The organism is Variovorax boronicumulans (genome assembly GCF_019352895.1).
In the GTDB taxonomy this organism is placed as follows: Bacteria; Pseudomonadota; Gammaproteobacteria; order Burkholderiales; family Burkholderiaceae_C; genus Variovorax; species Variovorax boronicumulans_A.
In genome coordinates this window covers 544,022-569,683 of record NZ_JAAAFX010000004.1, presented here as the reverse complement: position 1 = coordinate 569,683, position 25,662 = coordinate 544,022, and the positions used below count along the sequence as shown (strand labels likewise).

Below are 25,662 nucleotides of genomic sequence, written 5' to 3'. Positions count from 1 at the left end.
GAGGTTGCCAGCATCCAGTCCCCCGCCTGCAACTGAATGCTTCAGCCGCGCGGACTGGCGCGGACCCGGCGCTTCCTCAATTCGCAATCTCTGCTTGTGAATGTCTCCGAAACCATTGCTTGTGAGGGCGCAGTGCGCGGCCGAAACTCGTGGCCCGCACCCTGAACCCCAAGACGGAGACACCCCCATGCTCGATGCGTCGATCCACGCCGCGCTGGCGCGCGAACTGCAGCAGTCGCAGCGCAGTCGCGTGCAGCTCGCACAGTTCTCGCGCCGCCATCCCACGATGACCATCGAGGACAGCTACGCGATCCAGGCCGAGTGGATGAAGCTGTGCCTGGCCGAGGGCCGGCGCGTGATCGGCCACAAGATCGGCCTGACTTCGCGCGCGATGCAGTTGGCCTCGCAGATCACCGAGCCCGACTACGGCACCCTGCTCGACGACATGCTGCTGCGCGACGGCGCCGAGGTGGAGGCGAGCCGCTTCATCGTGCCGCGCTTCGAGACCGAGTTCGCCTTCATCCTCGCGAAGCCGCTCAAGGGCCCGGGCGTGACGCTGTTCGACGTGCTCAACGCCACCGACTACGTGGTGCCCGCGCTGGAACTGATCGACGCACGCATCGAGCAGTTCGACCGCGAGACCAAGGCGCCGCGCAAGGTGCTCGACACCATCGCCGACAACGCGGCCAATGCCGCCATCGTGCTGGGCGGCCGGCCGATGCGGCCTGATGCGGTCGACTGGCGCTGGGCCGGCGCGCTGCTGTTCAAGAACGGCGTGATCGAGGAATCGGGCCTGGGCGCCGCGGTGCTCAACCACCCGGCCAACGGCGTGGCCTGGCTGGCCAACAAGCTCGCGGCCTTCGACCAGGGCCTGGACGCCGGCGAGATCGTGCTGGGCGGCTCGTTCACCCGGCCCGTGCCCTGTGCGGCGGGCGATGTGTTCCATGCGGACTACGGGCCGCTCGGCTCCATCTCCGTCCGCTTCGTCTGAAATGAAGCCCACCCCCGAACCCCCTCAAGGTGGCGATACCAGCGGCCCGGCAAAGCCGGTTCCGCGGTATCTCTCGCCTTGGCTGCACCCGTTTCGTCGGCTGCGGGCGGCGTGTAGCGCAATGGACAACCGACTTGTGAAGGTGTACCCATGACAACCCTCGACGTGGCCGGCATCGCCGTGTCCCCCGACCACTACATCGACGGCCGCCGCGTGCCGTCCGACCAGCATTTCGACTTGCACAGCCCGATCGACCAGCGCCTGCTGGGCCGGATCGCCGAAGGCACGGCCGCGCATGTCGAGGCCGCGATCGCCGCCGCGCAGAAGGCCTTTCCGGCCTGGAGCGCGCTGACGGCGGCCGAGCGCCAGCCGCTGCTGGACCGCTTCGCCGAGGAGATCGGCCAGCGCGCCGAGGCCTTCTGCCTGCTCGAGAGCAACGACGCCGGCGTGCTGCTCTCGCGCATGCGCCACGGCGTGGTGCCGCGCGCCATGCTCAACATCCGCTGGTTCGCGCAGCACGCGCTGACGCTGCAGGACCGGCCCATCGACACCGAGCAGGCGCATCACATCGTGCGCCACGACCCGGCCGGGGTGGTGGTGATCATCACGCCCTGGAACGCGCCGCTGATGCTCTCGACCTGGAAGCTCGGGCCCGCGCTCGCGGCCGGCAACACCTGCATCCTCAAGCCGCCGGAGTGGGCGCCGCTGACCTGCTCGCTGCTGGCCGATGCCGCGCACGCGGCCGGCCTGCCGCCGGGCGTGTTCAACGTGGTGCAGGGCACGGGCGCGCGCACCGGCGCCGCGCTGGTGGCCGACGCGCGCATCGCCCGCGTGTCCTTCACCGGCTCGGTGCCCACCGCCAGGACCATCGCGCAGGCGGCCGGCGCCAACCTCGTGCCCTGCAGCCTGGAACTGGGCGGCAAGAGCCCCTTCATCGTGCTGGAGGACGCCGACCTCGAGGCCGCCGCCGCGACCGGCGCGCTGATGTACCGCAACGCGGGCCAGGTCTGCCTCGCGGGCACGCGCTTCCTGGTGCACGAGAAGGTGGCCGAGGCCTTCGTCGCCGCGATGCGCGGCCACGTCGAGAAGCTCACGGTCGGCGATCCGCGCGAGGAATCCACCGAGGTCGGGCCGATCATCCATCCGCGCCAGGTCGAGCGCGTGGCCGGCTTCGTCGAGCGCGCGGTGGCCGGCGGCGCGCAGCTGCTGTGGGGCGGCGCCAGGCACGGCTTCGGCGCGCAGTACTTCCAGCCCACCATGCTCACCGGCCTGCAGCAGGACGACGAGATCGTGCAGAACGAGGTCTTCGGACCGGTGCTCACCTTGCAGACCTTTGCCGACGACGACGAGGCCATCGCATTGGCCAATGGCACCGACTACGGCCTGGGCGGCGTCTGCTACGGCGAGACCGCGCATGCGACGGCGGTGGCGCAGCGGGTGCGCACCGGCTTCATCTGGGTCAACAGCTTCGGCATCCGCGACCTGGCCGCGCCCTTCGGCGGCATCAAGAGGAGCGGCGTGGGCCGCGAGGGGGGCGACTGGAGCTTCGAGTTCTTCTGCGACGTCAAGGATGTCGTGGTCCCGAAGAAGCCTTTCAAGGCCAGTTTCAGCCACCGTTGAAAAGGAAACAACACATGGGAACGATCGTTGGCGCCGCACTGGTCTCGCACCATCCGGGCCTGATGCAGTGCGAGGAATTCCGCCGGCTCCAGGGCGCGGGCGAGGACTCGGACCTGATCGCCGGCTACGCCCGGCTGCGCGCGAAGATCGCCGAGGCCAGGCCCGACGTAGCGGTGATCTTCGACACCCACTGGTTCACCACCGGCTACCACCTGGTCGACGGCGGCCGTCAGTACAGCGGCATGTACACCTCCGACGAGATGCCCTGGTACCTGCACGGCGTGCCCTACGACTACCGCGGCCATCCGGCGCTGGCGCAGGCCATCGAGACGGTGTCGCGCGAACGCGGCGGCTACAACCGCGTGATCGCCCACCCCGACCTGGGACGGCAGTACCCGACCATCAACCTCGTGAAGCACCTGCGCTTCGAGGAGCCTGCGCTGCCGGTGGTCACGGTGAGCTCGTGCCAGAACTGCGAGTGGCCTCACTTCCTGAAGTCGGGCGAGGCCGTCGGCGAGGCCATCGAACGCAGCGACCTGCGCGTGCTGCTCATCGCCTCGGGCGCGCTGAGCCACAAGTTCAACGGCATCGACTGGAAGCCCAACCATCCGCGCATCTTCCACGAGAGCAACGTGTCGCGGCCCGAGAACATCGCGAGCGACAAGGGCGCGATCGAGCTGCTGCGCCAGGGCCGCCACGACCAGATCCTCGAGCGCTGGGACACCGAGTACCGCCGCCTGCCCTGGGAGGCCTTCGGCGCGCATTACCTGCAGATGCTGGGCGCGCTGGGCGGCGCGCAATGTCGCACGCCGGGCGAGACGCTCTCCGCATATGAAAACGCGAGAGGCACCGGCAACATCCACATGTGGTTTCAGGGAACGCCATGAACTTCGAATTTCCGTTTGATGAACTGCCCGCGGTGATGCGCGGCCCGCGCGTCGAGCGCCGCCGCGTGCTGGTGGGTGGCAGCGCCTTCTGGGGCACGGTGGTGGAAGAGGGCGCCGACGCCGGCCGGCTGCGGCTCGACGACGGCCGGCTGCTCGAGGCCGAAGGCCGGCACTACCTGCCGCCGGTCTCGCCCAGCAAGATCATCGCGGTCCACATCTCCTACCGCTCGCGCAGCCACGAGACGCGCAACAAGCCCAAGCCCAGCGAGACGCCGACCTACTTCACCAAGCCGCCGACGGCGCTCAACGGCCACGGCGGCCAGATCCTCAAGCCGGCCGATGTGAAGTACCTCAACTACGAGGGCGAGTACGCGGTGGTGATCGGCAAGACCTGCCGCAACGTCACGCCCGACGAGGCCTGGGACTTCATCGAGGGCTTCTGTCCCGCGCTCGACATGGGGCTGCAGGACTTCCGCGACACCGACCAGGGCTCGATGCTGCGCGTCAAAGGCGCCGACACGCTGCTGCCCATCGGGCCCGGCATCGTGCGCGGCGTCGACCTGTTCGCCCAGACCCTGCGCACCACGGTCAACGGCCGCGTGGTGCAGGAAGCCCACATCGGCGACGAGACGATCTGGGGCCCGCACTACGTGATCGCCGACATCGCGCGCCACATCACGCTGGTGCCGGGCGACGTGATCCTCATGGGCACGCCCTGCCATTCGCGTTCGGTCGATGCGGGCGACGTGGTGGCCTGCGAGATCACCGGCATCGGCCGGGTCGAGGGCACGGTGGTGGCCATCGACGCGCCGCGCGCCAGCGCGCTCGGCGTGGGCCATGCGCCCACCGACACGCCCGAGGTGCGGCGCGTGGCGCTGGGCTTCGACGAGCGCGTGCCCGCGCATCTGAAGGACAACCTGCGCCAGGCCAAGGCGGGGCGATGACGGTGGCTTAAAATACCGCCCCGCGTTGCAGGCGTCCCGGCTGCAACGCGTTTTTCATTCACCGGGGCCATGTAGAGGAACACCATGTACAAAAACCTCGTGGCCGCGCTCGCGGCTGCCTGTTGCTTTTCGTCTCCCGCCTTTTCACAACCCGCGACCGCACCCGTTGCACCGCCGCTGAAGATCGGCTTCGTCTATGTCGCGCCGCTCGCCGATGCCGGCTGGGTCTACCAGCACGACCAGGGCCGCAAGGCCGTCGAGGCCGCGCTGGGCCCCAGGGTGCAGACCACCTTCGTCGAGAACGTGCCCGAGGGCGCCGACGCCGAGCGCGTGATCCGCGACCTGGCGCAGCAGGGGAACAAGCTGATCTTCACGCCCAGCTTCGGCTACATGGAGCCGACGTTGAAGGTCGCGAAGGACTTCCCCGACGTGAAGTTCGAGTCGATCACCGGCTACAAGACCACGCCCAACGTCGCGGCCGCCAATGCGCGCTACTACGAGGGCCGCTACCTGGCCGGCGTGGCGGCCGGGCGCATGACCAGGACGCACGTGGCGGGCTATGTCGCGGGCTTCCCGATCCCCGAGGTGCTGCAGGGCATCAACGCCTTCACGCTGGGCATGCGCTCGGTCGACCCCAAGGCGCAGGTCAAGGTGGTGTGGCTCGACGTCTGGTTCGACCCGCCCAAGGAGCGCGACGCGGCCATGGCGCTGTTCAACCAGGACGTCGACGTGATCGCCTTCCACACCGGCTCGACCGCCGTGATGGCCGCCGCACAGGAGCGCGGCAAGATGGCCGTGGCCTACCACTCCGACATGCGCAAGGTCGCGCCCGATGCGCAGATCGTCGCGGTCACGCACCAGTGGGGCGGCTACTACACGCAGCGTGCGCGCGCCGTGCTCGACGGCAGCTGGAAGACCGGCAATCTCTGGGGCGGCGTCAAGGAGGGAATGATCCGCGTGGGCGACTTCGGACCCAAGGTGCCCAAGGCGGTGCAGGACGAGGTGCTGGCGCGGCAGAAGGACATCGCGGCGGGCAAGCTGCAGCCATTCGCGGCCGTGGCGGCCGACGTGCGCGACAACGAAGGGCATGTGGAGATCGCCAGGGGCAGCGCGCTGACCGACGAGCAGATCCTCAAGATGAACTGGCTGGTCGAGGGTGTGCAGGGGCGTGTCGCCCGATAGCCGCTATACGCGGGGGCGGATCGGCGCCGGCGCGTCTTGCGCTAGGCTTCGGCCACGATGAAACGAGCCTACCGCGCCGCCCTCCTGCGCTTCGACGACCACGGTCGACCCCTCTACGAGGAGGATGGCCTGCTGGTCGTCGCGCCCGATGACCAGGGCCGCCAGCGCGTGCTCGATGCCGGCAGCCATGCGGCCGTGGCGCCGCGCCATCCCGATGCCGCGGTCACGCACTGGCCCGGCCGCATCCTGGCGCCGGGCTTCGTCGACATGCACATCCACTTCCCCCAGACCGACATCGTCGGCGCACCCGCCGACGGCCTGCTGCCCTGGCTGGAGAACTACACCTTCCCGGCCGAGAGCCGGTTCGCCGATCCCGCGCATTCGCGTGAAGTGGCCGAGGTGTTCTTCGACGAGCTGCTGCGCAACGGCGTGACGACCTCACTGACCTTCGCGACCTCGCACCCGGCATCGGTCGATGCCTTCTTCGAGAGCGCGCAGCGCCGCCAGTTGCGCATGATCACCGGCAAGGTGCTGCAGGACCGCCACTCGCCCGACGGCGTGCGCGACGACACCGAGCAGAGCCTGGTCGACACCGAGGCGCTGATCCGCAAGTGGCACAAGGTCGACCGCCTCGGCTATGCCATCACCCCGCGCTTCGCGCCCACCAGCACCGATGCGCAGCTGCGCGGCGCGGGCGAGCTGGCCGCGCGCTATGCCGACACCTGGGTCCATTCGCACGTGGCGGAGAACAAGGACGAAGTGAAGTGGGCGCGCGAGCTGTTCCCGCAGGCGCGCTCCTACCTCGAGGTCTACAACGGCTTCGGCCTGATGCGCGAGCGCGCGGTCTATGCGCACTGCATCCATTTCGACGACGCCGACCGGCAACTGATGCGCGCCACCCGCACCGCCACCGCGGTGAGCCCGACCAGCAACCTGTTCCTGGGCAGCGGCTTCTTCGACTTCGAGGGCGCCGACCGCATCGGCTATGCCTACGGCCTGGCCAGCGACGTGGGTGGCGGCACCAGCTTCAGCCCCTTCGCCACCATGCTGGCCGCCTACTACGTGGGCCGCGAGGGCCAGACCAAGCCCGGCATCAGCATCGCCCCGTCCGAACTCTGGTGGCGCCACACCGGCGGCGCGGCCGAGGCGCTGGGCCTGGCCGGCACCATCGGCAACCTGCAGCCGGGCTGCGAAGCGGATTTCGTGGTGATCAATCCCCAGGCCACGCCGCTGCTCGCGCGCAAGACCGGGCTGGCGCAGAACCTCGAGGAGCTGCTGTTCGCGATGATCGTGCTGGGCGACGACCGGCTGATCGAGCGCACGGTGATTTCGCAGGCGCTGCCGGGCTGAGCGGGCCGGTCCGGGCGACGGGGTGCCTAGAATAGCGGCCCCTAAGGACACCCCGACATGACCATCAAGAGCGACAAGTGGATCCGGCGCATGGCCGAGCAGAACGGCATGATCGAGCCCTTCGAGCCGGGCCAGGTGCGCGAGGCCGCGGGTCAGAAGATCATCAGCTACGGCACCTCGAGCTACGGCTACGACATCCGTTGCGCGCCCGAATTCAAGGTCTTCACCAACATCCACAGCACCGTGGTCGATCCGAAGAACTTCGACGAGAAGAGCTTCGTCGACATGCACGGCGACTACTGCATCATCCCGCCCAACAGCTTCGCGCTGGCGCGCACCGTCGAGTACTTCCGGATTCCGCGCAACGTGCTGACCATCTGCCTGGGCAAGAGCACCTATGCGCGCTGCGGCATCATCGTCAACGTCACGCCCTTCGAGCCCGAGTGGGAAGGCTACGTGACGCTGGAGTTCAGCAACACCACGCCGCTGCCGGCCAAGATCTACGCGGGCGAGGGCTGCGCGCAGGTGCTGTTCTTCGAGAGCGACGAGGTCTGCGAAGTGAGCTACAAGGACCGCGGCGGCAAGTACCAGGGCCAGCGCGGCGTGACGCTGCCCAAGGCCTGAGGTCCAGGCCGAGGCGTGGGGCCGCTGCGGTCCTACAGCCGTTTGCGCTCCGTCGCCCCCGGACCACGGGGGCCGGCGCGGCAAGATCGCATCCGACCGCGCTGTGCCCGCGGGACCGGAGCCCCCATGACCCCCTCGACTGCCAAGCGCGAGACCCGTCCCCTTCGCTGGCTGCTGCTCGCCGTCCTCTCGGGCGTCGTGCTGGTCCAGATCGTCTGGATGGTGTCGCTGACCCGTTCCCAGGTCGAGAAGGCCGCGCAGTTCTACGCGGCCGAACGCCAGGGCACCCACGTGCTGAACGCGTCGCTGGCCGCCACGCCGGCGCCGTCCGCCGCGCCGGCCGGCATGCTGAACGTCAGTTACGTTTCCGCCCGTTGAGCGCGTACGATCCGGGCGTCGCCGTCATCCACCGGCGAAGGAGCGCGCGATGAGATGGGAAGGCAACGAACAGTCGGACAACGTCGAAGACCGCCGCGATGGCGGTGGCGGTGGCGGTGGCTTTCCGATCGGAGGGCGCAGCGTCGGCATCGGTACCGTCGCGGTCGCGCTGATCGCGGGCTGGATCTTCGGCATCAACCCGCTGACCGTGCTGGGTTTGCTCAGCGGCGGCCAGTCCGCCCCGCAGGTGCAGCAGCAGGGCCCGGCCCACAAACCGCCGCCCGACGACCGCGAGGCGGCCTTCGTCTCGACGGTGCTCAAGAACACCGAGGTGGCCTGGACCGCCGTCTTCCAGCAGAACGGCAGCACCTACACGGCACCGCGGCTGGTGCTGTTCCGCGGCGCCACGCCCACGGCCTGCGGCACCGGCCAGTCGGCCATGGGCCCCTTCTATTGCCCCGGCGACAAGAAGGTCTACATCGACCTGGGCTTCTTCGACACGCTCAAGCGCGACCTCGGGGCGCCGGGCGAGTTCGCCCAGGCCTATGTCATCGCGCACGAGGTGGGCCATCACGTGCAGGACGAACTGGGCATCACGGCCAAGGTCGACGGCATGCGCGGGCGGCTGAGTCCGACCCAGAACAACGCGGTCAGCGTGCGCGTGGAGCTGCAGGCCGACTGCTTCGCGGGCGTCTGGGCCAACCGTTCGCAGCAGTCCAAGCAATGGCTGGACCCGGGCGACATCGAATCGGCCATGAATGCGGCGCAGAAGATCGGCGACGACGCGCTGCAGCGCTCGGCCGGCCGGGCCGTGGTGCCCGACAGCTTCACGCACGGCACCAGCGCCCAGCGCCAGCGCTGGTTCGGCGCGGGCTACAAGACCGGCACCATGCAGTCCTGCGACACCTTCGCGGCCAAGCAGTTGTAAAGAATGTAAGGGCGGTGGCGCGTCGTTTTCGCGCCACCCGAAGGGCCCGGAAAGCCGCTTTTCCGCGTTGTCATCGCCGTTTTTTGCCGCGGTGCGACAATAGCGGGCTTCATGACAAGCTCCTTCTCCAATCTTTCGCTGGCTGAACCGCTGGCGCGCGCCGTAGCCGAAATGGGCTACGAGACCATGACGCCGATCCAGGAACAGGCCATTCCGGTGGTGCTGTCGGGTCAGGACGTGATGGGCGCCGCCCAGACCGGCACCGGCAAGACGGCCGCCTTTTCGCTGCCCCTGCTGCAGCGCATGCTCAAGCACGAGAACAGTTCCACCTCTCCCGCGCGCCATCCGGTGCGGGCGTTGGTGCTGCTTCCCACGCGCGAGCTGGCCGACCAGGTCGCCCAGCAGGTCAAGCTCTATGCCAAGTACACCAACCTGCGCTGCGCGGTGGTGTTCGGCGGCATGGACATGAAACCCCAGACGCTGGAACTGAAAAAGGGCGTCGAGGTGCTGGTCGCCACGCCCGGCCGGCTGCTCGACCACATCGAAGCCAAGAACGCGGTGCTCAACCAGGTCGAGTACGTGGTGCTCGACGAGGCCGACCGCATGCTGGACATCGGCTTCCTGCCCGACCTGCAGCGCATCCTGAGCTACCTGCCCAAGCAGCGCATCACGCTGCTGTTCTCGGCCACCTTCTCGCCCGAGATCAAGCGCCTGGCCGGCAGCTACCTGCAGGACCCGGTCACCATCGAGGTGGCGCGCCCCAACGAAACCGCATCGACCGTCGAGCAGCGCTTCTACAGCGTGAGCGACGACGACAAGCGCCGTGCGCTCAAGCAGATCGTGCGCCAGCGCGGCATCACGCAGGCCTTCGTCTTCGTGAACAGCAAGCTGGGCTGCGCCCGGCTGGCCCGCTCGCTCGAGCGTGAAGGCCTCAAGACCACCGCGCTGCACGGCGACAAGAGCCAGGACGAACGCCTGAAGGCGCTCGAGGCCTTCAAGAAGGGCGAAGTCGACCTGCTGGTGTGCACCGACGTCGCGGCCCGTGGCCTGGACATCAAGGACGTGCCGGCGGTGTTCAACTTCGACATCCCGTTCAACGCCGAGGACTACGTGCACCGCATCGGCCGCACCGGCCGTGCAGGCGCGTCCGGCCTGGCCGTGAGCTTCGCCAGCGGCGGCAACGACGCGCGCCTGGTGGCCGACATCGAGAAGCTGATCAAGAAGCCGATCGAGCTCGAGGCCATGGAGTACGAGGAAGACCGCCCGCGCGGCCGCATCAACGACGGCCGTCGCCATTGGCGCGAAGAGGGCGAGGCCGGCGATGCACGCGACGTGCTCGACAAGCTCGATGCGCCGCGCGAGCCGCGCCCCGAAGTGCGCAGCAGCAGCCCCGCGCGCGGCCCGGTGGGTGGTCGTCCGCACCGCTCGGCTTCGCGCGACCCGTTCTTCGACAAGCCCTACGAAGCCGGCGAGCCCGACACCACGCCCGCCTGGGAGGCTGCCGCCAAGGCCGCCCCCGCGCGCGGCATCTCGAGCAACATCAAGCCCAAGCGCAAGGTCGCGGCGCTGTTCAAGAGCGCCGAGCCGAGCTGAGGCTCAGACGCCGAGCCCGACCAGGGCTCCGTGTGCTCCTTTTCCCTTCGTGAAACACCGCGGAACCGGCTTTGCCGGGCCGCTGGTGGGGGAAGGCGAAGCGACACGCAGTGCGCGAAGCCCTCGGGGGAGAGCCTATCTCCATCCACGGTGCCAACCGTATTGCGGGTGGTGCCAGCCCCAGCCGTAGCGCGGGTGGTAGGCCCAGACGAATCCCACACCTGGCGACACATAGGTCGGCGCGACGTAGGCCACCCCCGGCGGGGCCGCGTAGGCGGGGCCCACCGGCGCGACCACGCAGCCGGTGAGTGCTGCCGCCAGCGCGGCGGCGGACAAGGCAAGGACGGGAAGTCTGATCATGGCAAAGCTCCTGACACGTGTTGTTGTGGATGTTCACAACCAACGCCCAGGCCCTTCGGCGGATGACGGCCGCGGCCGCCGCCCGCCATCCTTTACCCGGCCGACATGGTGTCACGGCCGCGTTGCGATGCTTTCAAGCCGCTTTCGCCGGCTGATCGATAACCTTGAAATGGTGCGTGCCGTCGCGCCCCAGCTGCGCGACCAGGCCGTACTCCCAGTCGAGGTAAGCCTGCATGGCCTCGGCGGGTGCATCGGTGCCCTCGTAGGGCCGGCGGTAGCGGTCGGTGCGCGGGTTGGCCAGCCGCGCCTCGCCGCTCTCGCCCTCGAAGCCGGCGGCAAACCAGGCGGCGTTGCCGCCCGCGAGCACCACCACCTCGACCTCCTGCTGCCCGCGCGCATCGAGTAGCGCGCGCAGGTCGGCCGCGGCATAGCGCGCGAGCAGGCTGCTGCCGCAGGTCAGCACATAGCGCTGCGCGGCCGGGACCACCGCCAGCGCATCCGCGAGCTGTGCGCGGATCGCCCACCAGGCACCCGGGATGTGGCGCTTGACGTGGTTGGCGCTGGTGGTCACGTCGATCACGGCCGTGCCTGAAGGCAGCTTCAGCAGCGCCGCCAGTTCACTGGGCGTGATCTCCGCCACCACCGCGGCCACCGGCGGGTAGGCGGGCGCAGGCACGGTCTTCTCGCCGAGCGCCGCCGTGTCGGGCACGCTGCTCAGCACATAGACCTCCCAGCCCATCTGCGCCAGCCACGAGGCGCTCATGGAGGCGCGCACGCCGTCGTCGTCGGCCAGCACGATACGTGCGCCGCGCACCGGCACCTGGTGGTCGGTTTCCTGCACCAGCTGGCCGCCGGGCGCGTTCGCGAAGCCCGGCAGATGGCCGGCCGCGTATTCCTCGGGCGTGCGCACGTCGAAACGGTAGATGGTGCGGGCGGGGGCTTCCAGCGTGTGCAGGGCGGCCAGCGCGATGCGGCGCACGCCCGCCTCGTCGGCCACGCGGCGCGCATCGGCCTGGGCCTGGGCGCGCTGCGCGTCGGACAGCGCGGCGGGGGCCTGCCGATCGGCGCCGTGGTCCAGCACCTGGCCGGCCAGCTTCCAGCCGATGGTGCCGTTGCGCAGCGCCGCCACGGGGTTGGGGATGCCGGCGTTCACCAGCGACTGCGTGCCGATGATGCTGCGCGTGCGGCCCGCGCAGTTGACGATCACCTGCGTGCTCGGGTCGGGCGCCAGCGCGCGCACCCGCAGCACCAGTTCGGCACCGGGCACGCTGGTGGCCGACGGGATGCTCATGGTCTGGTACTCGTCGAAGCGGCGCGCATCGAGCACCACCACATTGGCTTTCGCGTCGACCAGGGCCTTGACCTCGGGTGCCGACAGCGAAGGCGTGTGCCGCTCGTGCTCGACCAGTTCGCCGAAGGACTTGCTCGGCACGTTGACGTCGCGGAACAGCTCGCCACCGGCCGCGCGCCAGCCTTCGAGGCCGCCTTCGAGCAGGTGGACATGCGTGTAGCCCAGCGCGGCGAAGACCTTCGCGCCCTGGGGCGCGAGGTCGATGCCGCCGTGTTCGCCGTACAGCACGATCAGCGTGTCGCGCCGCGGGATCCGGCGCCAGGCCTCGATCTCGATGCGCGACAGCGGCAGGTTGGCGGCCCACAGCGGATGTTCCTGGGCAAAGGGGTCTTCCTCGCGCAGGTCGATCAGCGCGATCTCCGGCTCGCGGGCGAGCAGGTGGCGGCGGACGTCGGCACAGGTGAGCGTGGCGGTGGCAGTGGTCATGGAAGGGATTGTCGATCGTTCGGGGCCCGTCAGGCCGCGGGACGCAGCGCGGCCTTGCCGGCCGCGACCAGGATGGCATCGTTCTGCGGCGTGTGGATGCGGCTGCAGAGCACGTCGCGGTAGTGGCGCTCGAGCGGGTTGCGGCGGTTCAGGCCGTGGTTGCCGCACAGCTGCAACGCGATCTCCACGGCGCGCACCGCATCGCGCGTCACGGTGAATTTCAGCAGGCCGCTGTCGACCGCACTGGGCGCACGCCCGGCATCGACCTCGGCTGCCGCATGGTCGAGCAGCACCCGGTTGCTGCGCAGCAGCGCGCGGATCTCGCCCACCTGTTCCTGCACGCGCGGCAGGCTGGCCAGCGGCGCCCCCAGGCTGCCCGGCGCGCGTTCGTTGAGAAAGCCGGCCAGCCAGTCGGCCGCGGACTGCGCGACGGCGTCGTAGAGCGATCCCAGCATCACCACCATCCAGGCCTGCTGCGTGGCGTGGCCGTCGATGTCGGTCTGGCTGCCGGCGTCGGGCGCCCAGTCGGCCGGTGCACGCAGGTCCACCGCATGGTCGAGCGGGATGCGCACGTTCTCGAACACCACTTCGTGGCTGCCCGAGGCGCGCAGGCCCAGGTGGTCCCAGCTCTCGATCACGCGCACGCCGGGCGCATCGCGCGGCACGAGGAAGGTGCCGACCCGCGGCTCGTCCTCGTCGGTGCGGCCCCAGACCGACAGCCAGCCCAGGCCCTCGATGCCGGTGGTGTAGAGCTTGTGGCCGTCGATCGTCCAGCCCTCGTCGTCGCGGCGGGCGATGGTGTCGGGCAGGCCGCCGCGCGCGGGCGAGCCCAGCGCCGGCTCCACGCGCAGCGAATTCATGAGTGCACCGTGCTGTGCTGCGTCCTGCAGCACGCGCTCGCGCAGGTGCCGCGGCCAGCGGCTGTCGGCGCGTGCGATGGCGTTGTGCTGCAGGTAGGTCATGGTCAGGATCAGCGCGGTCGCGGGCTCGCCGCGCGCCACCGCCGCGATCACCCGCCGTGCCGTGCCCAGCGAGGCGCCGCCGCCGCCAACGGCAGTGGGCGCGACCAGCGCGATCAGGCCGTGCCGCTGCAGCGCGGCGAAGTTGTCGTGCGGAAAGCTGCCGTATCGGTCGTGGTCGGCCGCGGTCGCGGCGAAGCGCGCCGTCAGTTGCGCGAGCACCACGTCGTCGATTCCGGTGTCGAAGGGAAGGGCGGGGCGTTGCAGGGCATGGGGGCTCATGCCCTCGACGGTAAGCGCCGGCCCCGGCCGGGCGAACAAAGTTTCGCGCATATCCAAACGCGCTTTTCCTTCTTGGGTTTCGACCGGACGGGGCTTACGGTCTCGGTCCTCTTATCCGCTTTGAAGGACCGTGTTCATGCCATTCGAATCCAGCGAGTGCCTGCCGCAGCGCGCGTGGTCGCGTCGCCAATGGCTGCAGGCCGCCGGCGGCGTCGCCACCGCGGCGGCAGGAGGCTGGCCCGCGGCGCACGCCGCCAGCGCGCCGTCGCTGTCGGGCGTGACGCTGCGCATCGCGTTCTACAAGGGCCTGCACCAGACCCTGCTGCAGTCCGCGGGCCTGGCCGACACGCCCTATCGCATCGAATGGAAGGAGTTCAACTCCGGCGTGCTGCACATCGAGGCGATCAACGGCGATGCGCTCGACCTCGGCTCGGGCAGCGAGATTCCGCCCGTGTTCGCGGCGCGTGCCAGGTCGCCGGTGCGCATCGTCGCGGTCTACCACGAGGACCTGAACAACCAGGGCACCTTCGTGACCAAGGATTCGCCGGTGCGCAGCGTGGCCGACCTGCGCGGCAAGCGCGTGGGCTATGTGCGCGGCACCACGGCCCACTACTACCTCTACAAGCAGTTGGTCGAAGCCGGGCTGGGCTTCAACGACATCCAGGCCATCAACCTCACGCCGGCCGATGGGCTCTCGGCCTTTGCGCGCGGCGATCTCGATGCCTGGGCGATCTGGGGCTACAACGGCCAGCTGGCGCGCACCCGCTACGGCGCACGCACGCTCAAGACCGGTGTCGGCTACCTGTCGGGCAATTTCCTGATCTACGCGAACCCCAAGGCCATCGCCGACCCCTTGCGCCAGGCCGCGATCGCCGACTACCTGCAGCGGCTGCAGCGCGCCTATGCGTGGAGCAACGACAACTACCGCGTCTATGCCGAGGCGCAGGCCAGGGAAACGCGGGTGCCGGTGGGCGACATCCTCGAGCTCTACAACAACCGCAGCCAGGACGGCAGCCTGGTGGCCAGCAGCGAGGCTGCGATCCGCAGTCACCAGGCGGTCGCGGACGCCTTCCTCCAACTCGGCGTGCTGGACGGCCCGGCCGACGTGCGGCCCCTGTGGGACCGCAGCTTCGACAAGGTGCTGCGCCGTCCTTCGGCCGCCTGAATCTCTTGCCAGCCCATTCCCATTGAAGGAAAGACCCATGAGCAGTCCCATCGAATTCATCGGCATGATCCAGGGCCAGAAGGTCTCGGAGGTCCATGCGCCCAGCGGTCCCGCGATCGACCGCGACTACGTGAGGGCCTTCGCGCAGGCGCACGAGAACGCGGGCTTCGACCGCATCCTGGTGCCGCACCACTCGACCGGCCCCGACGCCACGCTGACCGTCGCCTACGCCGCCTCGGTCACCGAGCGCATCCACTTCATGCTGGCGCACCGGCCCGGTTTCGTGTCGCCCACGCTGGCGGCGCGGCAGTTCGCCTCGCTCGACCAGTTCAGCGGCGGCCGGCTCGCGGTGCACTACATCTCGGGCGGCTCCGACGACGAGCAGAAACGCGACGGCGACTGGCTCGACCACGACCAGCGCTATGCGCGCACCGACGAGTACCTCGAGGTGCTGCACAAGGTGTGGGCCGCCGACAAGCCCTTCGACCACGACGGCGCGCACTACCGCTTCCAGAACGCCTTCTCGGAGGTCAAGCCGGTGCAGACGCGCCACGGCACGCCGCATGTGCCGGTGTACTTCGGTGGCGCTTCGGCGGCGGCGATCCCGGTCGCCGGCAAGTACGCCGACGTGTACGCGCTGTGGGGCGAATCCCTGAACCAGGCGCGCGAGCTGACCACGCGCGTGCGCGCCGAGGCCGCGAAGCATGGGCGCAGCGTGCGCTTCTCGGTGTCGTTCCGGCCGATCCTCGCGCAGACCGAGGAGGCCGCCTGGGCACGCGCCGAGCGCATCCTGGCCGAGACCAAGCGCCTGCGCGTGGTGCAGGGCTACAACCGCGGCGGGCCGCAGCAGAGCGAAGGCGCGAAACGCCTGCTGGCCGCGGCCGCACAGGGCTCGCGCGTCGACAAGCGCCTGTGGACCGCGGTGGCCGAGGAGATCGGCGGGCGCTCCAACAGCACCGCGCTGGTCGGCACGCCCGAGCAGGTCGCCGATGCGCTGCTCGACTACTACGACCTGGGCGTGACCACCTTCCTGATCCGAGGCTTCGACCCGCTGGAGGATGCGAGCGACTACGGCCGCGAGCTGATCCCGCGCACGCACGAATTGGTGGCCCAGCGCATCGCGTCGGCGCGCAAGGCGGCCTGAGCTTTTTTCTTTCTCCCTCCCCCGCTGGGGGAGGGTGGGGGTGGGGGCCCGCGGCCTTTGAGATCGCCGCACCGGTCGATGCGCCGCGAGCCCCCATCCCCGCCTTCCCCCAGAGGGGGAAGGGGCAACTCCCCCTACACAAGGAATCACCCCATGAGCGCCGTTCTTTCCATCGACCGCCACGCGGCCCAGCCGCTGAAGCTCAACCCGAACCCGCAGCAGAAGTTCTGGTTCGACCCGCCCGCGCCGCGCACCAGCGTCGAGGCCGAACGCCGGCATCGGCAGGAGCGGCTGGCGGGTGCGTTCCGGCTGTTCGCGCGCTTCGGTTTCGCGCAGGGCCTGGCGGGCCACATCACGGCGCGCGACCCCGAGCTCAGCGACCACTTCTGGGTCAATCCGCTGGGCATCCACTTCTCGCGCATCAAGGTGTCCGACCTGCTGCTGGTCAATTCGAAGGGCGAGACCGTGATCGGCGACCGGCCGCTCAACAAGGCGGCCTTCGCGATCCATGCGGCGATCCACGAGTACAACCCCGGGATCATCGCCGCCGCCCACACGCACTCGACCTACGGCAAGGCCTGGTCGACGCTGGGCCGCAAGCTCGACACGCTCACGCAGGACAGCTGCGTGTTCCATGGCGACGTGGCGCTGTTCGACGACTTCACCGGCATGGTGGTCGACGACAGCGAAGGCCTGCGCATCGCGAAGGCGCTGGGCGACGGCAAGGGCGCGATCCTGAAGAACCACGGCATCCTGAGCGCGGGCCCGAGCGTCGAGGCCGCGGCCTGGTGGTACATCGCGCTCGACAACGCCTGCCACACGCAACTGCTGGCCGAGGCGGCCGGCACGCCGCAGCCCATCGACGAGGCGGTGGCGCGCCACACGCACGGCCAGATCGGCGGGCCCGAGGGCGCGCGCCATGCCTTCGAGAGCCTCTACGAAGGGCTGGTCGAGGCCGAGCCCGAACTGCTCCTGTAACTCCAAGAACGAGGCCCCTCCAGCATGAACACATCCCTTTCCCGTCGCGGCGTCCTGCGTGCCGGCGGCGCGGCCGCGGTCGTCGCATCGAGCGGCCTGCTCGCCTCGCGCGCCTGGTCGCAGCCGCGCAAGCTCACCTTCGCCTGGAACGCATCGGCCTTCTGCCTGTCGCCGGTGGTGGTGGCGCAGGAGCGCGGCTTCTTCGAGAAGAACGGCCTGCAGGTGGACCTGATCAACTACACCGGCTCGACCGACCAGCTGCTCGAGTCGCTGGCCACGGCCAAGGCCGATGCCGCGGTCGGCATGATCCACCGCTGGCTCAAGCCGCTGGAGTCGGGCTTCGACGTGAAGATCGTGGGCAGCTCGCACGGCGGCTGCGTGCGGCTGGTGGGCGTGAAGGAGGCCGGCATCACCGACCTGCAGAAGCTCAAGGGCAAGACCATCGGCGTGTCGGACATCGCGAGCCCGGGCAAGAACTTCTTCTCCATCCTGCTCAAGAAGAACGGCATCGACGCCGACAAGGACGTGGCCTGGCGCCAGTACCCGGCCGACCTGCTCGACATCGCGGTCAACAAGGGCGAGATCCAGGCGATCGCCGACGGCGACCCGACGCTCTACCTGATCGAGAAGCGCAACAAGGGCCGCTACATCGAGCTCGCATCGAACCTCTCGGGCGAATACAAGGACAAGGTCTGCTGCATCGTCGGCGCGCGCGGCGAACTGGTGCGCAAGGACAAGCCCACGGTCGCAGCGCTGGTGCGCTCCATCGTGCAGGCCTCGGACTTCGTGGCCGAGAACCCCAACGAATCGGCCAAGCTGTTCGCCAAGTACTCGCCCAAGGTGCCGGTCGAAGACCTGCAGGCGCTGCTGGGCACGCTCACGCATGGCCACCATCCGGTGGGCAAGAACCTGCGCGACGAGGTCGAGTTCTATGCGCGCGACTTCCGCTCGGTCGGCGTGCTCAAGGCCTCGACCGATCCGGCGCGGCTGGCGAACCACGTGGCGGTGGATGTGCTGGCATGAGCGCCGCGCCGGGCCGCTCGAGGCCAGCTCTTGCACTGCGGTGCGCAACACGGAGGGACTCCCATGACGACCGCTGAACAGATCCTGGGCGGGCGCCTCGACAGGCCATCGCCCGCACCCGCGCCGCCGCGGGCGCAGCCACCGCGCGCGACGGACGTGCCCGCCTCGCTGCAGGACGCCGTCGCCATCGGCCTCTGGCGCACCGGCATCGTCGCCGCCATCGCCTGGCTGGCGCTGGGCACGCTCACGCTCTACTGGCCCAACAAGGAAGTGGGCTTCAACGACTGGACCTTCACCACCGAACTGGGCGTGGCGACGCTGGTCGTGGGCGTGCTGCTGCTGGCCGTGGCCTTGCTCGGCACGCACGCGGGCCGGGCCGGCCGCCGCTTGCGCCCCGCAGGGCAATGGCTGATCGCCGCGCCGCTGCTGCTGGCGCTGTGGGAGGTGCTGACCGCCAAGCTGGGCCTGCTGCCGCCGCCTTTCTTCGCGCCGCCGCAGAGCCTGATCGACGTGGCCTACGAGGACTGGGCCCGGCTCGGCCTGTCGACCGCGCATTCGCTGCGCCTGCTCGCGCACGGCTTCGTGCTGGGCGCGCTGGTCGGCTTCGGCACCGGCGTGTGGATCGGCTGGTCGCGCATCGCGGGCTACTGGGTGCACCCGGTGCTGCGTTTCCTCGGGCCGGTGCCGGCATCCGCCCTGCTGCCGCTGGCCTTCTTCTTCGCACCCTCGAGCTATGCCGCGGCCGTGTTCCTGGTCGGGCTGGCCACCTTCTTCCCGGTGGCGGTGCTAACCTGGTCGGGCGTGGCCTCGGTGAACAAGAGCTACTACGACGTGGCGCGCACGCTGGGCGCCACCGAGTGGTTCCTGGTGCGGCGGGTGGCGATCCCGGCGGCGCTGCCGCAGGTCTTCGTCGGCCTGTTCATGGGCCTGGGCGCCTCGTTCTCGGTGCTGGTCACGGCCGAGATGATGGGCGTCAAGGCCGGCCTGGGCTGGTACCTGCAGTGGGCCCAGGGCTGGGCCGCCTACGCCAACATGTATGCGGCACTGGGGGTGATGGCGGTGCTGTGCTCGGGCCTGATCACGCTGCTGTTCACGGTGCGCGACCGCGCGCTGTCGTGGCAGAAGGGGACCGTCAAATGGTAGCCACCGCCACGGCCGGCGCCCACATCGACATCGAGGGCGTGAGCCACTGGTTCAAGCAGCAGGACGGCGTGCTGCAGGTGCTCGACCACATCGACCTGCGCGTGCAGCCCGGCGAGTTCGTCGCACTGCTGGGGCCCAGCGGCTGCGGCAAGTCGACGCTGCTGCGCCTCGTGGCCGGGCTCGAGCCCGCGACCGTGGGCAGCATCGCGCAGGACGGCGAGGCCATCACGCGGCCCGACCCCTCGCGCATCGTCGTGTTCCAGGACCCGACGCTCTACCCGTGGCGCAACGTCTGGGACAACGTGGCGCTGGGCCTGCAGGCGCGCGGCCTGTTGAAGACGCAGCGTTCGCGCGTCGACGATGCGCTGGCGCTGGTCGGCCTCGCCGATTTCGCCAAGAGCTTCCCGCACCAGCTCTCGGGCGGCATGGCGCAGCGCGTGGCGCTGGCGCGCGCGCTGGTCAACGACCCGCAGCTGCTGGTGCTCGACGAGCCGCTGGGCAAGCTCGACTCGCTCACGCGCATCGCGATGCAGAGCGAGCTGGTCAAGCTCTGGCAGCGCGCCGGCTTCTCGGCGCTGCTGGTGACGCACGACGTGGAGGAGGCGCTGTTCCTCGCCAACCGCGTGATCGTGCTCAGCGACCGCCCGGCGCGCATCGTGGCCGAGCTGGTGGTCGACCTGCCGTACCCGCGGCACCGCAACCATCCGCGGCTGGTCGAGCTGCGGCACGAGGCGCTGCGTCACCTCGGCTTGGACGCGACATGGTGAAACCGACTCACCCCCGATGGGGCTCACTTCGTGTAGCCCCTTCCCCCTCAAGGGGGCAACACCGGCGGCCCGGCGAAGCCGGTTCCGCGGTGTTCTTGGCCGACCCCCCGATGGGCGCACTGCGTGTCGCTGCTTCTGCGTCGAGCTGAGGTGTGAGTGCCCTGTGGGACGATGGCGAGTGGCTCAATGCGCTGATCGCGCTGCTGCAGGCGCTCCAGCTCGCGCTGCTGCGCGTGCTCGGCTGGCTGGGGCTGTCGGGCACCAGCCATGGCCAGCCGGCCTGGCCCTGGGCCTGGCGGCTGTCGGGCGAGAACCTGCTGATCGACCTGGGCCAGGCGCGGCGCCTGGGCCTCACGGTGGCGGTGCTCGCGTTGTGCGCCCTCGTGCTGCTGCTGGCGGTCTTCTGGCGCCGCCGACGCTGGCCCCTGCTGGCCAGCGTGCCCCTGTTGCTGCTGCTCGCGCCCTGGCCCGACGCGCGCGTGGCCTGGGTGCCGGCCACGCCGACCAGCTTCCATCGCTCGCCCAGCGGCTTCACCGTGGAATCGATCGCACAGGGCCGCGCGCTCTATGCGCAGCATTGCGTGGCCTGCCACGGCACGGACGGCAGAGGGCAGGGGCCGCTTGCGGCCGCGCAGCCCGTATGGCCGCCCAACCTGAGCGGCCCGCTGCTGTGGCGGCGCGCCGATGGCGACCTGCTGTGGCATGTGCTCAACGGCACGCGCGACCGACACGGCACACCGTCGATGCCGGCCTTCGGCGCCGTGCTGCGCGACGACGAGGCCTGGGCGTTGATCGATTTCATGAAGGCGCAGGCCGCGGGCGAAACCTTGCGCGCGACCGGCGCCTGGGCCCTGCCGGTGGCGCTGCCCGATGCCGCCGTGCGCTGCGACGGCGGCCCGGCACGTCCGCTCGCGAGCTGGCGCGGCCAGCGCGTGCGCATCGTGGCCGCGGGCGCGCCGCCGCTGGAAGACCCGCGCCTCGTGACGGTCTGGCTGCGCCCCGCCGCCTCGGCCGCGCCGAGCGCGGGCTGCGTGCTCGACGGCGACGCCGCCTGGGCCGTGTTCTCGCAGGTCGCCGGCAGCGCGACGCTGGCCGGCGTCGAACTGCTCGCCGACCGCGACGGCTGGCTGCGCGCGCTCGGCCGGCCGGGCCAGGCGGGCTGGTCCGACGACGACCTGCTGTGCCGCACCGAGATCGCGCCGCGCACCGTGGACGCGGCACCGCCCACCGACGGCCTGGAGGCGCTGATCCGCCGCATGGACGCGCAGCCGGTGCGCTTCGTCAAGGGCGGCTTCGTCCACTGAATTCATCCATCTCCCAAGGAAAGACATCGCCATGACCTTCGCCTCCCGCCGCCAGTTCGTGACCCAAGCCCTCGGCACCGCCGCGGCCCTGGCCTTGCCCGCCCTCGCATCGCATGCCCAGTCCCGCCCGGTGCTCAAGGCCGGAGACCAGAAGGGCGGGCTGCGCGCGCTGCTCGAGGCCGCGGGCGGGCTCGACGGGCTGGGCTACGACATCCAGTGGTCGGAGTTCCCGGCCGCCGCGCCGCTGGCCGAGGCGCTCAATGCGGGCGCGGTCGATTCGGGGCCGATCGGCGACGCGCCGCTGATCTTCGCGCTGGCCGCGGGCACGCGCGTCAAGGCCATCGGCGCCAACCGCTCCGACGCCTACGGCACGGCCGTGCTGGTGCGCCCCGACTCGCCGCTGAAGACCGCGGCCGAGCTCAAGGGCAAAAGCATCGCCACCAACCGCGGCTCGATCGGGCACTACGTGGCGCTCAAGGCCATCGGCTCGGCCGGCCTCCAGCCCGAGGACGTGAACATCCGCTTCCTCGCGCCCGCCGATGCCAAGCTGGCGCTCACGCAGGGTTCGGTCGATGCCTGGGCCACCTGGGAGCCCTACACCGCGCTGGCCGAGGTCAGCAAGCACGCGCGAGTGCTGGTCAGCGGGCGCGGCCTGCTGCCGGGCCTGAGCTACCTCGCCGCCACCGACAGCGCCATCGCCGCCAAGCGGCCGGTGCTGCAGGATTTCCTGCAGCGCGTGGTGAAGGCGCAGCGCTGGTCCTACGACAACGTCGACGCCTACTCGGCCGCGCTGGCCCGGATCATCGGTATCCCGCCCGAGGCGGCAAAGCTGCAGTTCGAACGCCGCCAGCAGAAGTGGGTGGCCATCGACGCGCAGGTGGTCGCCGACCAGCAGGCCACGGCCGACTTCTACCGCCAGGTCGGGCTGATCAAGCAGCCGCTCGATGTGAAGGGGACCTTCGACACCGGCTTCAGCGTGGCCGGCTGAGCGCGCTGAAACGTAGCGGAGTCCAAGACCTGCGTAGACGCGTGCCCGGCGCGCGGGCCGTCGCTGGCTAGAGTCGATCCATGACTTCCACCGACACCCGCTACGCCATCGCCCCCGCGCCCGTCCACTCGCTGCCCATCGCGCGCGAGCGCGCGCGCTTCCCGGTCAACCGCATCTTTTGCGTGGGCCGCAACTACGCCGAACACACACGCGAGATGGGCCACAACCCCGAGCGCGAGCCGCCCTTCTTCTTCATGAAGCCGGCCAATGCGATCGTCGCGGACGGCGCGGCCTTCGCCTATCCGACGCTGTCTAAGGACGTGCACCACGAGATCGAACTGGTGGTCGCGCTGAAGACCGGCGGCGCGAACATCGCGGCGGCGGATGCGCTCGCGCATGTCTACGGCTATGCCGTCGGCCTGGACATGACGCGCCGCGACCTGCAGGCCGAGGCCAAGAAGGCGGGCCGGCCCTGGGACACCGGCAAGGCTTTCGACGGCTCCGCGCCCTGCGGCGAACTGGTGCCGGTGGCGCAGGCCGGCCATCCCGCCGCGGGCGAGATCCGGCTCGAGGTCAACGGCGCGCAACGCCAGGTCGGCGACCTGGCCGACATGATCTGGAACGTGCCCGACACCATCGCCTACCTGTCGACGCTGTTCACGCTGCAGCCCGGCGACCTGATCTTCACCGGCACGCCGGCCGGCGTGGGCGCGGTGCAGCGCGGCGACCGGCTGCGCGGCACGGTGGCGGGCGTCGGCGTGCTGGAGGCCGAGGTCGTCTGAAGCGGCGGCGCGCCGGCTGGCGTACGCTCGCGGGCGCGATGCGCTCTTCCTCTTCTTCTTCCCTTCCCACGTCCGTCCGCACCTACGGCATGCACGAGCGTGCCGATCACCTGGATTTCGACATCCGCTTCCAGGGCGCGCGCAACGAGCTCACGCTGCCGCACCGGCATGCCTACTTCCAGATCCAGGTCGGTATCGAAGGGCGGTCGCAGCAGGCCATCGGCGGCGCGGTGCGGCCCTTCGGCCCGCGCCACCTGAGCTTCGTGCTGCCCTACCGGGTGCACGTGATCCCGCACCCGCCCGAGGCGCTGTACTGCATCGTCAACTTCGACCAGCGCTTCCTCTGGCCGACGCTCGAGGTCGATGCGCTGGACCTCGACGACGTGTCGCTCGCGCGCCATCCCGACCTCGCGCCCTTCCTGTTCCAGGAGTACGTCGACTTCGCCTTCGACGCGGCGGACTTCGCGCGCATCCGCGGCTGGCTCGACGAACTGCAGGCGCTCAACGCGGGCCGCGGCTTCGGCGCCAAGATCGCGATGCGCGGCATCGTGCAGCAGATCATCGGGCTGGCCTGCATCCGGCAGGAAGAAGCGCTGATGCGGCGCTCGCTGCAGCACAACGGCCGGACCTCGCAGCGCGACGCCCTGCAGCGCGTGGTGCGCTATGTGCGCGACAACCTCGACCAGCCGCTGTCGCTCACCGATGCGGCCGCCGCCGCCTTCCTCTCGCCCAACTACTTGGCCAACCTGCTGCGCAAGAAGACCGACCGCACTTTCACCGAACTGGTGACCGAGCGGCGCATGGAGCGCGCGAAGGAACTGCTCGCGTCCACCTCGCTGCAGGTGCGCGAGATCGCCCACCAGTGCGGCTTCACCGACGAGGCCTACTTCAATCGGCGCTTTCGCCAGTGGGTCGGGTCCACGCCGCGCAGCTTCCGGCGCGAGCGTGAGGCGAGCACACCCAGCTAGGCGCGCGCGGACGCCCGCGCGATCTGCGACAGCCGCCTGACCAGCGGCTCGAACAGTTCGGCCGAGGTGTTGCCGTAGCCCAGCACCAGGCCGTTGTCGCCGGCGAGCGGCTGCAGCGCGAAGCCCGACAGCGGGGAGGGTGCGATGCGGTGGCGCAGCGCCTCGGCCGCGATCCGGCGGTCGTCGAATTCCGCGGGCAGGCGCACCGTCAGGTGCAGGCCGCAATGGCCGCCCTCGATGCGGTGCGGCACCTTCAGGTGCTGCTGCAGCGCCAGCCGCAGGGCCTGCTGCCGGCCGCGGTAGAGCCGCCGCATGCGGCCCAGGTGGCGGCTGAACTGGCCGCTCTCGATGAAGTCGGCCATCGCGAGCTGCTCGCCGCGGTGGCCGCCGCGCAGCATCTCCTCGAGCGGCGCCTGCACGCCCGGCAGCAGCGCCTCGGGCAGCACCAGGAAGCCCAGCCGCAGGGAGGGGAACATCGTCTTGCTGAAGGTGCCGACGTAGAGCACGGGCGCGTCCTCCACCAGCCCCTGCATCGCGCCGATGGGCTCGCCGGCGTGGCGGAACTCGCTGTCGTAGTCGTCCTCGACGATCCATGCGCCGTGCGCGCGCGCCCGGGCGATCAGTTCGAGCCGGCGCGCGATGCTCAGCACCGCGCCGCCCGGGTACTGGTGCGAGGGCGAGGTGTAGACCAGCCGCGGCGGGTGCTGCTGCCAGTCGCGCTCGCGCGCCTGCAGGCCCTCGGCGTCGACCCGCAGCGGCACGATGCGCAGGTCGCCCGCGCGCATCGCGGCCTTGGCGCCGCCGTAGCCCGGGTCCTCGACCCAGCCCGTGTCGCCCGGATTGGTGAGCAGGCGCACGCACAGCGTCAGCGCCTCCTGCGCGCCCTCGGTGACGACGATCTGCCGCGGTGCGCAGCGCACGCCGCGTGCCACCGACAGGTGCCGCGCGATGGCCGCGCGCAGCGGCGCTTCGCCCAGCGGGTCGCCGTAGCCCAGCGCGGCCGGGCCCGCCGCGCGCAGCGCCCGGTCGAGCGCGCGGCGCCAGGCGGTCAGCGGGAAGTGCGACAGCGCGGGCACGCCGGGGCGCAGCGCGGCGTCCGAGTCGGGACGCGATGCGTTCGGCGGGAAGGCCGCGAGGCGGCGCGCGGTGACCGGGGTGCCGGTAGGGGCGGCCGTGCGCCCGCGCAGGTCCGGCGCCGAGAGCGCCGTCACACGCGTACCCTGGCGGTCGGGCTGCACATAGCCTTCGGCCGCCAGGTGCTCGTAGGTCGCGCTCACGGTGTTGCGCGAGATGGCCAGCGTCTCGGCCAGCGCGCGCGAACCCGGCAGCCGGCTGCCGGGCGCAAGGCTGCCGTCGAGGATGGCGTGCCTGAGCCGCTCGTACAACTGGCGCTGCATCGGGCCCGCGTCGCGCTCCCGGCGCAGCGGGGCCTCGAGCAGGGCAGTGGGGGAGCGTGCGGATCGTGGCACCATGAAACACATTCTGCCTGGCACTTTCAGTGAGGCCATGGCATGGCTACCTTCGG

At 70.4% G+C, this 25,662-nt stretch carries 24 protein-coding genes; 20 read left to right on the top strand and 4 right to left on the bottom strand.

Translation table 11 applies throughout. The annotated features are described in order from the left end of the window. Positions 1-187 precede the first annotated feature (187 nt). The 10 genes from hpaH (at position 188) to K0H49_RS04200 (ending at position 10,497) form a co-directional block, all read left to right on the top strand. On the top strand, positions 188-991 hold the full coding sequence (gene hpaH, locus K0H49_RS04245; protein WP_219209877.1) for a 2-oxo-hept-4-ene-1,7-dioate hydratase: 804 nt from the start codon (positions 188-190) through the stop codon (positions 989-991). A 150-nt stretch (positions 992-1,141) separates the two neighbouring features. Then, entirely contained in the window at positions 1,142-2,611 is a 1,470-nt protein-coding gene (locus K0H49_RS04240; RefSeq protein ID WP_219209876.1) for an aldehyde dehydrogenase family protein, read from the top strand. A gap of 14 nt (positions 2,612-2,625) precedes the next feature. Continuing rightward, a complete protein-coding gene (locus K0H49_RS04235) occupies positions 2,626-3,498 on the top strand; it encodes an extradiol ring-cleavage dioxygenase (RefSeq protein ID WP_219209875.1) in 873 nt (290 codons plus the stop codon). After that, positions 3,495-4,442, top strand: coding sequence for a fumarylacetoacetate hydrolase family protein (locus tag K0H49_RS04230; RefSeq protein ID WP_219209874.1), 948 nt, complete (start codon positions 3,495-3,497; stop codon positions 4,440-4,442). Before K0H49_RS04235 ends, K0H49_RS04230 begins: the two co-directional genes overlap by 4 nt. A gap of 84 nt (positions 4,443-4,526) precedes the next feature. Continuing rightward, positions 4,527-5,624, top strand: a complete 1,098-nt coding sequence (locus K0H49_RS04225; RefSeq protein WP_219209873.1) for a BMP family ABC transporter substrate-binding protein — start codon at positions 4,527-4,529, stop codon at positions 5,622-5,624. Between the two features lie 57 nt (positions 5,625-5,681). Then, a complete protein-coding gene (gene guaD, locus K0H49_RS04220) occupies positions 5,682-6,974 on the top strand; it encodes a guanine deaminase (protein WP_219209872.1) in 1,293 nt (430 codons plus the stop codon). A gap of 57 nt (positions 6,975-7,031) precedes the next feature. Beyond that, positions 7,032-7,598 carry a dCTP deaminase gene (dcd, locus tag K0H49_RS04215; RefSeq protein ID WP_219209871.1) on the top strand — a complete coding sequence of 189 codons (567 nt, stop codon included), beginning with the start codon at positions 7,032-7,034 and terminating at the stop codon, positions 7,596-7,598. A gap of 126 nt (positions 7,599-7,724) precedes the next feature. Then, entirely contained in the window at positions 7,725-7,976 is a 252-nt protein-coding gene (locus tag K0H49_RS04210; RefSeq protein WP_219209870.1) for a hypothetical protein, read from the top strand. A gap of 49 nt (positions 7,977-8,025) precedes the next feature. Beyond that, complete coding sequence (gene ypfJ, locus K0H49_RS04205) at positions 8,026-8,904, top strand: KPN_02809 family neutral zinc metallopeptidase (protein WP_219209869.1); 879 nt, start codon at positions 8,026-8,028, stop codon at positions 8,902-8,904. A gap of 111 nt (positions 8,905-9,015) precedes the next feature. After that, a complete protein-coding gene (locus tag K0H49_RS04200) occupies positions 9,016-10,497 on the top strand; it encodes a DEAD/DEAH box helicase (RefSeq protein WP_219209868.1) in 1,482 nt (493 codons plus the stop codon). Between the two features lie 135 nt (positions 10,498-10,632). Here the strand turns inward: K0H49_RS04200 and K0H49_RS04195 are convergent, their stop codons facing one another. From K0H49_RS04195 to K0H49_RS04185, 3 genes are all read right to left on the bottom strand, one after another. Further along, the gene (locus tag K0H49_RS04195) at positions 10,633-10,854 is read right to left on the bottom strand and encodes a hypothetical protein (protein WP_219213021.1); all 222 of its coding nucleotides are present in this window, start codon (positions 10,852-10,854) and stop codon (positions 10,633-10,635) included. Between the two features lie 136 nt (positions 10,855-10,990). Beyond that, entirely contained in the window at positions 10,991-12,634 is a 1,644-nt protein-coding gene (locus tag K0H49_RS04190) for a rhodanese-related sulfurtransferase (RefSeq protein WP_219209867.1), read from the bottom strand. A gap of 29 nt (positions 12,635-12,663) precedes the next feature. Then, on the bottom strand, positions 12,664-13,875 hold the full coding sequence (locus K0H49_RS04185; protein ID WP_219209866.1) for an acyl-CoA dehydrogenase family protein: 1,212 nt from the start codon (positions 13,873-13,875) through the stop codon (positions 12,664-12,666). Positions 13,876-14,011: 136 nt separating this feature from the next. On the opposite strand from K0H49_RS04185, the gene K0H49_RS04180 reads away from it, so the two are divergent. The 10 genes from K0H49_RS04180 (at position 14,012) to K0H49_RS04135 (ending at position 24,137) form a co-directional block, all read left to right on the top strand. Further along, a complete protein-coding gene (locus K0H49_RS04180; protein ID WP_219209865.1) occupies positions 14,012-15,040 on the top strand; it encodes an ABC transporter substrate-binding protein in 1,029 nt (342 codons plus the stop codon). 37 nt (positions 15,041-15,077) lie between these two features. Next, entirely contained in the window at positions 15,078-16,184 is a 1,107-nt protein-coding gene (locus K0H49_RS04175) for an LLM class flavin-dependent oxidoreductase (protein WP_219209864.1), read from the top strand. Between the two features lie 153 nt (positions 16,185-16,337). Beyond that, entirely contained in the window at positions 16,338-17,162 is an 825-nt protein-coding gene (locus tag K0H49_RS04170; protein ID WP_219209863.1) for a class II aldolase/adducin family protein, read from the top strand. Between the two features lie 24 nt (positions 17,163-17,186). Next, the gene (locus K0H49_RS04165; protein ID WP_219209862.1) at positions 17,187-18,185 is read left to right on the top strand and encodes an ABC transporter substrate-binding protein; all 999 of its coding nucleotides are present in this window, start codon (positions 17,187-17,189) and stop codon (positions 18,183-18,185) included. Between the two features lie 63 nt (positions 18,186-18,248). Further along, positions 18,249-19,328, top strand: coding sequence for an ABC transporter permease (locus K0H49_RS04160; RefSeq protein ID WP_219209861.1), 1,080 nt, complete (start codon positions 18,249-18,251; stop codon positions 19,326-19,328). Further along, entirely contained in the window at positions 19,322-20,095 is a 774-nt protein-coding gene (locus tag K0H49_RS04155; protein WP_219209860.1) for an ABC transporter ATP-binding protein, read from the top strand. The genes K0H49_RS04160 and K0H49_RS04155 overlap by 7 nt, the downstream gene beginning before the upstream one ends. 152 nt (positions 20,096-20,247) lie before the next feature. Continuing rightward, the gene (locus K0H49_RS04150) at positions 20,248-21,399 is read left to right on the top strand and encodes a c-type cytochrome (protein WP_219209859.1); all 1,152 of its coding nucleotides are present in this window, start codon (positions 20,248-20,250) and stop codon (positions 21,397-21,399) included. 31 nt (positions 21,400-21,430) lie between these two features. Then, positions 21,431-22,387, top strand: a complete 957-nt coding sequence (locus K0H49_RS04145; protein ID WP_219209858.1) for an ABC transporter substrate-binding protein — start codon at positions 21,431-21,433, stop codon at positions 22,385-22,387. Positions 22,388-22,467: 80 nt separating this feature from the next. Continuing rightward, complete coding sequence (locus K0H49_RS04140) at positions 22,468-23,169, top strand: fumarylacetoacetate hydrolase family protein (RefSeq protein ID WP_219209857.1); 702 nt, start codon at positions 22,468-22,470, stop codon at positions 23,167-23,169. Positions 23,170-23,207: 38 nt separating this feature from the next. Further along, on the top strand, positions 23,208-24,137 hold the full coding sequence (locus tag K0H49_RS04135) for a helix-turn-helix transcriptional regulator (protein ID WP_257624580.1): 930 nt from the start codon (positions 23,208-23,210) through the stop codon (positions 24,135-24,137). Here the strand turns inward: K0H49_RS04135 and pdxR are convergent. Further along, positions 24,134-25,609, bottom strand: a complete 1,476-nt coding sequence (gene pdxR, locus K0H49_RS04130; protein WP_219209856.1) for a MocR-like pyridoxine biosynthesis transcription factor PdxR — start codon at positions 25,607-25,609, stop codon at positions 24,134-24,136. The two genes, K0H49_RS04135 and pdxR, sit on opposite strands and share 4 nt — an antisense overlap. Positions 25,610-25,662: the final 53 nt, after the last annotated feature.

What these genes read in the sequence shown, in the direction of transcription:
- hpaH (WP_219209877.1), top strand. Translation starts at nt 188, where the DNA reads ATGCTCGATGCGTCGATCCACGCCGCGCTGGCGCGCGAACTGCAGCAG.
- K0H49_RS04240 (WP_219209876.1), top strand. Translation starts at nt 1,142, where the DNA reads ATGACAACCCTCGACGTGGCCGGCATCGCCGTGTCCCCCGACCACTAC.
- K0H49_RS04235 (WP_219209875.1), top strand. Translation starts at nt 2,626, where the DNA reads ATGGGAACGATCGTTGGCGCCGCACTGGTCTCGCACCATCCGGGCCTG.
- K0H49_RS04230 (WP_219209874.1), top strand. Translation starts at nt 3,495, where the DNA reads ATGAACTTCGAATTTCCGTTTGATGAACTGCCCGCGGTGATGCGCGGC.
- K0H49_RS04225 (WP_219209873.1), top strand. Translation starts at nt 4,527, where the DNA reads ATGTACAAAAACCTCGTGGCCGCGCTCGCGGCTGCCTGTTGCTTTTCG.
- guaD (WP_219209872.1), top strand. Translation starts at nt 5,682, where the DNA reads ATGAAACGAGCCTACCGCGCCGCCCTCCTGCGCTTCGACGACCACGGT.
- dcd (WP_219209871.1), top strand. Translation starts at nt 7,032, where the DNA reads ATGACCATCAAGAGCGACAAGTGGATCCGGCGCATGGCCGAGCAGAAC.
- K0H49_RS04210 (WP_219209870.1), top strand. Translation starts at nt 7,725, where the DNA reads ATGACCCCCTCGACTGCCAAGCGCGAGACCCGTCCCCTTCGCTGGCTG.
- ypfJ (WP_219209869.1), top strand. Translation starts at nt 8,026, where the DNA reads ATGAGATGGGAAGGCAACGAACAGTCGGACAACGTCGAAGACCGCCGC.
- K0H49_RS04200 (WP_219209868.1), top strand. Translation starts at nt 9,016, where the DNA reads ATGACAAGCTCCTTCTCCAATCTTTCGCTGGCTGAACCGCTGGCGCGC.
- K0H49_RS04190 (WP_219209867.1), bottom strand. Translation starts at nt 12,634, where the DNA reads ATGACCACTGCCACCGCCACGCTCACCTGTGCCGACGTCCGCCGCCAC.
- K0H49_RS04185 (WP_219209866.1), bottom strand. Translation starts at nt 13,875, where the DNA reads ATGAGCCCCCATGCCCTGCAACGCCCCGCCCTTCCCTTCGACACCGGA.
- K0H49_RS04180 (WP_219209865.1), top strand. Translation starts at nt 14,012, where the DNA reads ATGCCATTCGAATCCAGCGAGTGCCTGCCGCAGCGCGCGTGGTCGCGT.
- K0H49_RS04175 (WP_219209864.1), top strand. Translation starts at nt 15,078, where the DNA reads ATGAGCAGTCCCATCGAATTCATCGGCATGATCCAGGGCCAGAAGGTC.
- K0H49_RS04170 (WP_219209863.1), top strand. Translation starts at nt 16,338, where the DNA reads ATGAGCGCCGTTCTTTCCATCGACCGCCACGCGGCCCAGCCGCTGAAG.
- K0H49_RS04165 (WP_219209862.1), top strand. Translation starts at nt 17,187, where the DNA reads ATGAACACATCCCTTTCCCGTCGCGGCGTCCTGCGTGCCGGCGGCGCG.
- K0H49_RS04160 (WP_219209861.1), top strand. Translation starts at nt 18,249, where the DNA reads ATGACGACCGCTGAACAGATCCTGGGCGGGCGCCTCGACAGGCCATCG.
- K0H49_RS04155 (WP_219209860.1), top strand. Translation starts at nt 19,322, where the DNA reads ATGGTAGCCACCGCCACGGCCGGCGCCCACATCGACATCGAGGGCGTG.
- K0H49_RS04145 (WP_219209858.1), top strand. Translation starts at nt 21,431, where the DNA reads ATGACCTTCGCCTCCCGCCGCCAGTTCGTGACCCAAGCCCTCGGCACC.
- K0H49_RS04140 (WP_219209857.1), top strand. Translation starts at nt 22,468, where the DNA reads ATGACTTCCACCGACACCCGCTACGCCATCGCCCCCGCGCCCGTCCAC.
- K0H49_RS04135 (WP_257624580.1), top strand. Translation starts at nt 23,208, where the DNA reads ATGCGCTCTTCCTCTTCTTCTTCCCTTCCCACGTCCGTCCGCACCTAC.
- pdxR (WP_219209856.1), bottom strand. Translation starts at nt 25,609, where the DNA reads ATGGTGCCACGATCCGCACGCTCCCCCACTGCCCTGCTCGAGGCCCCG.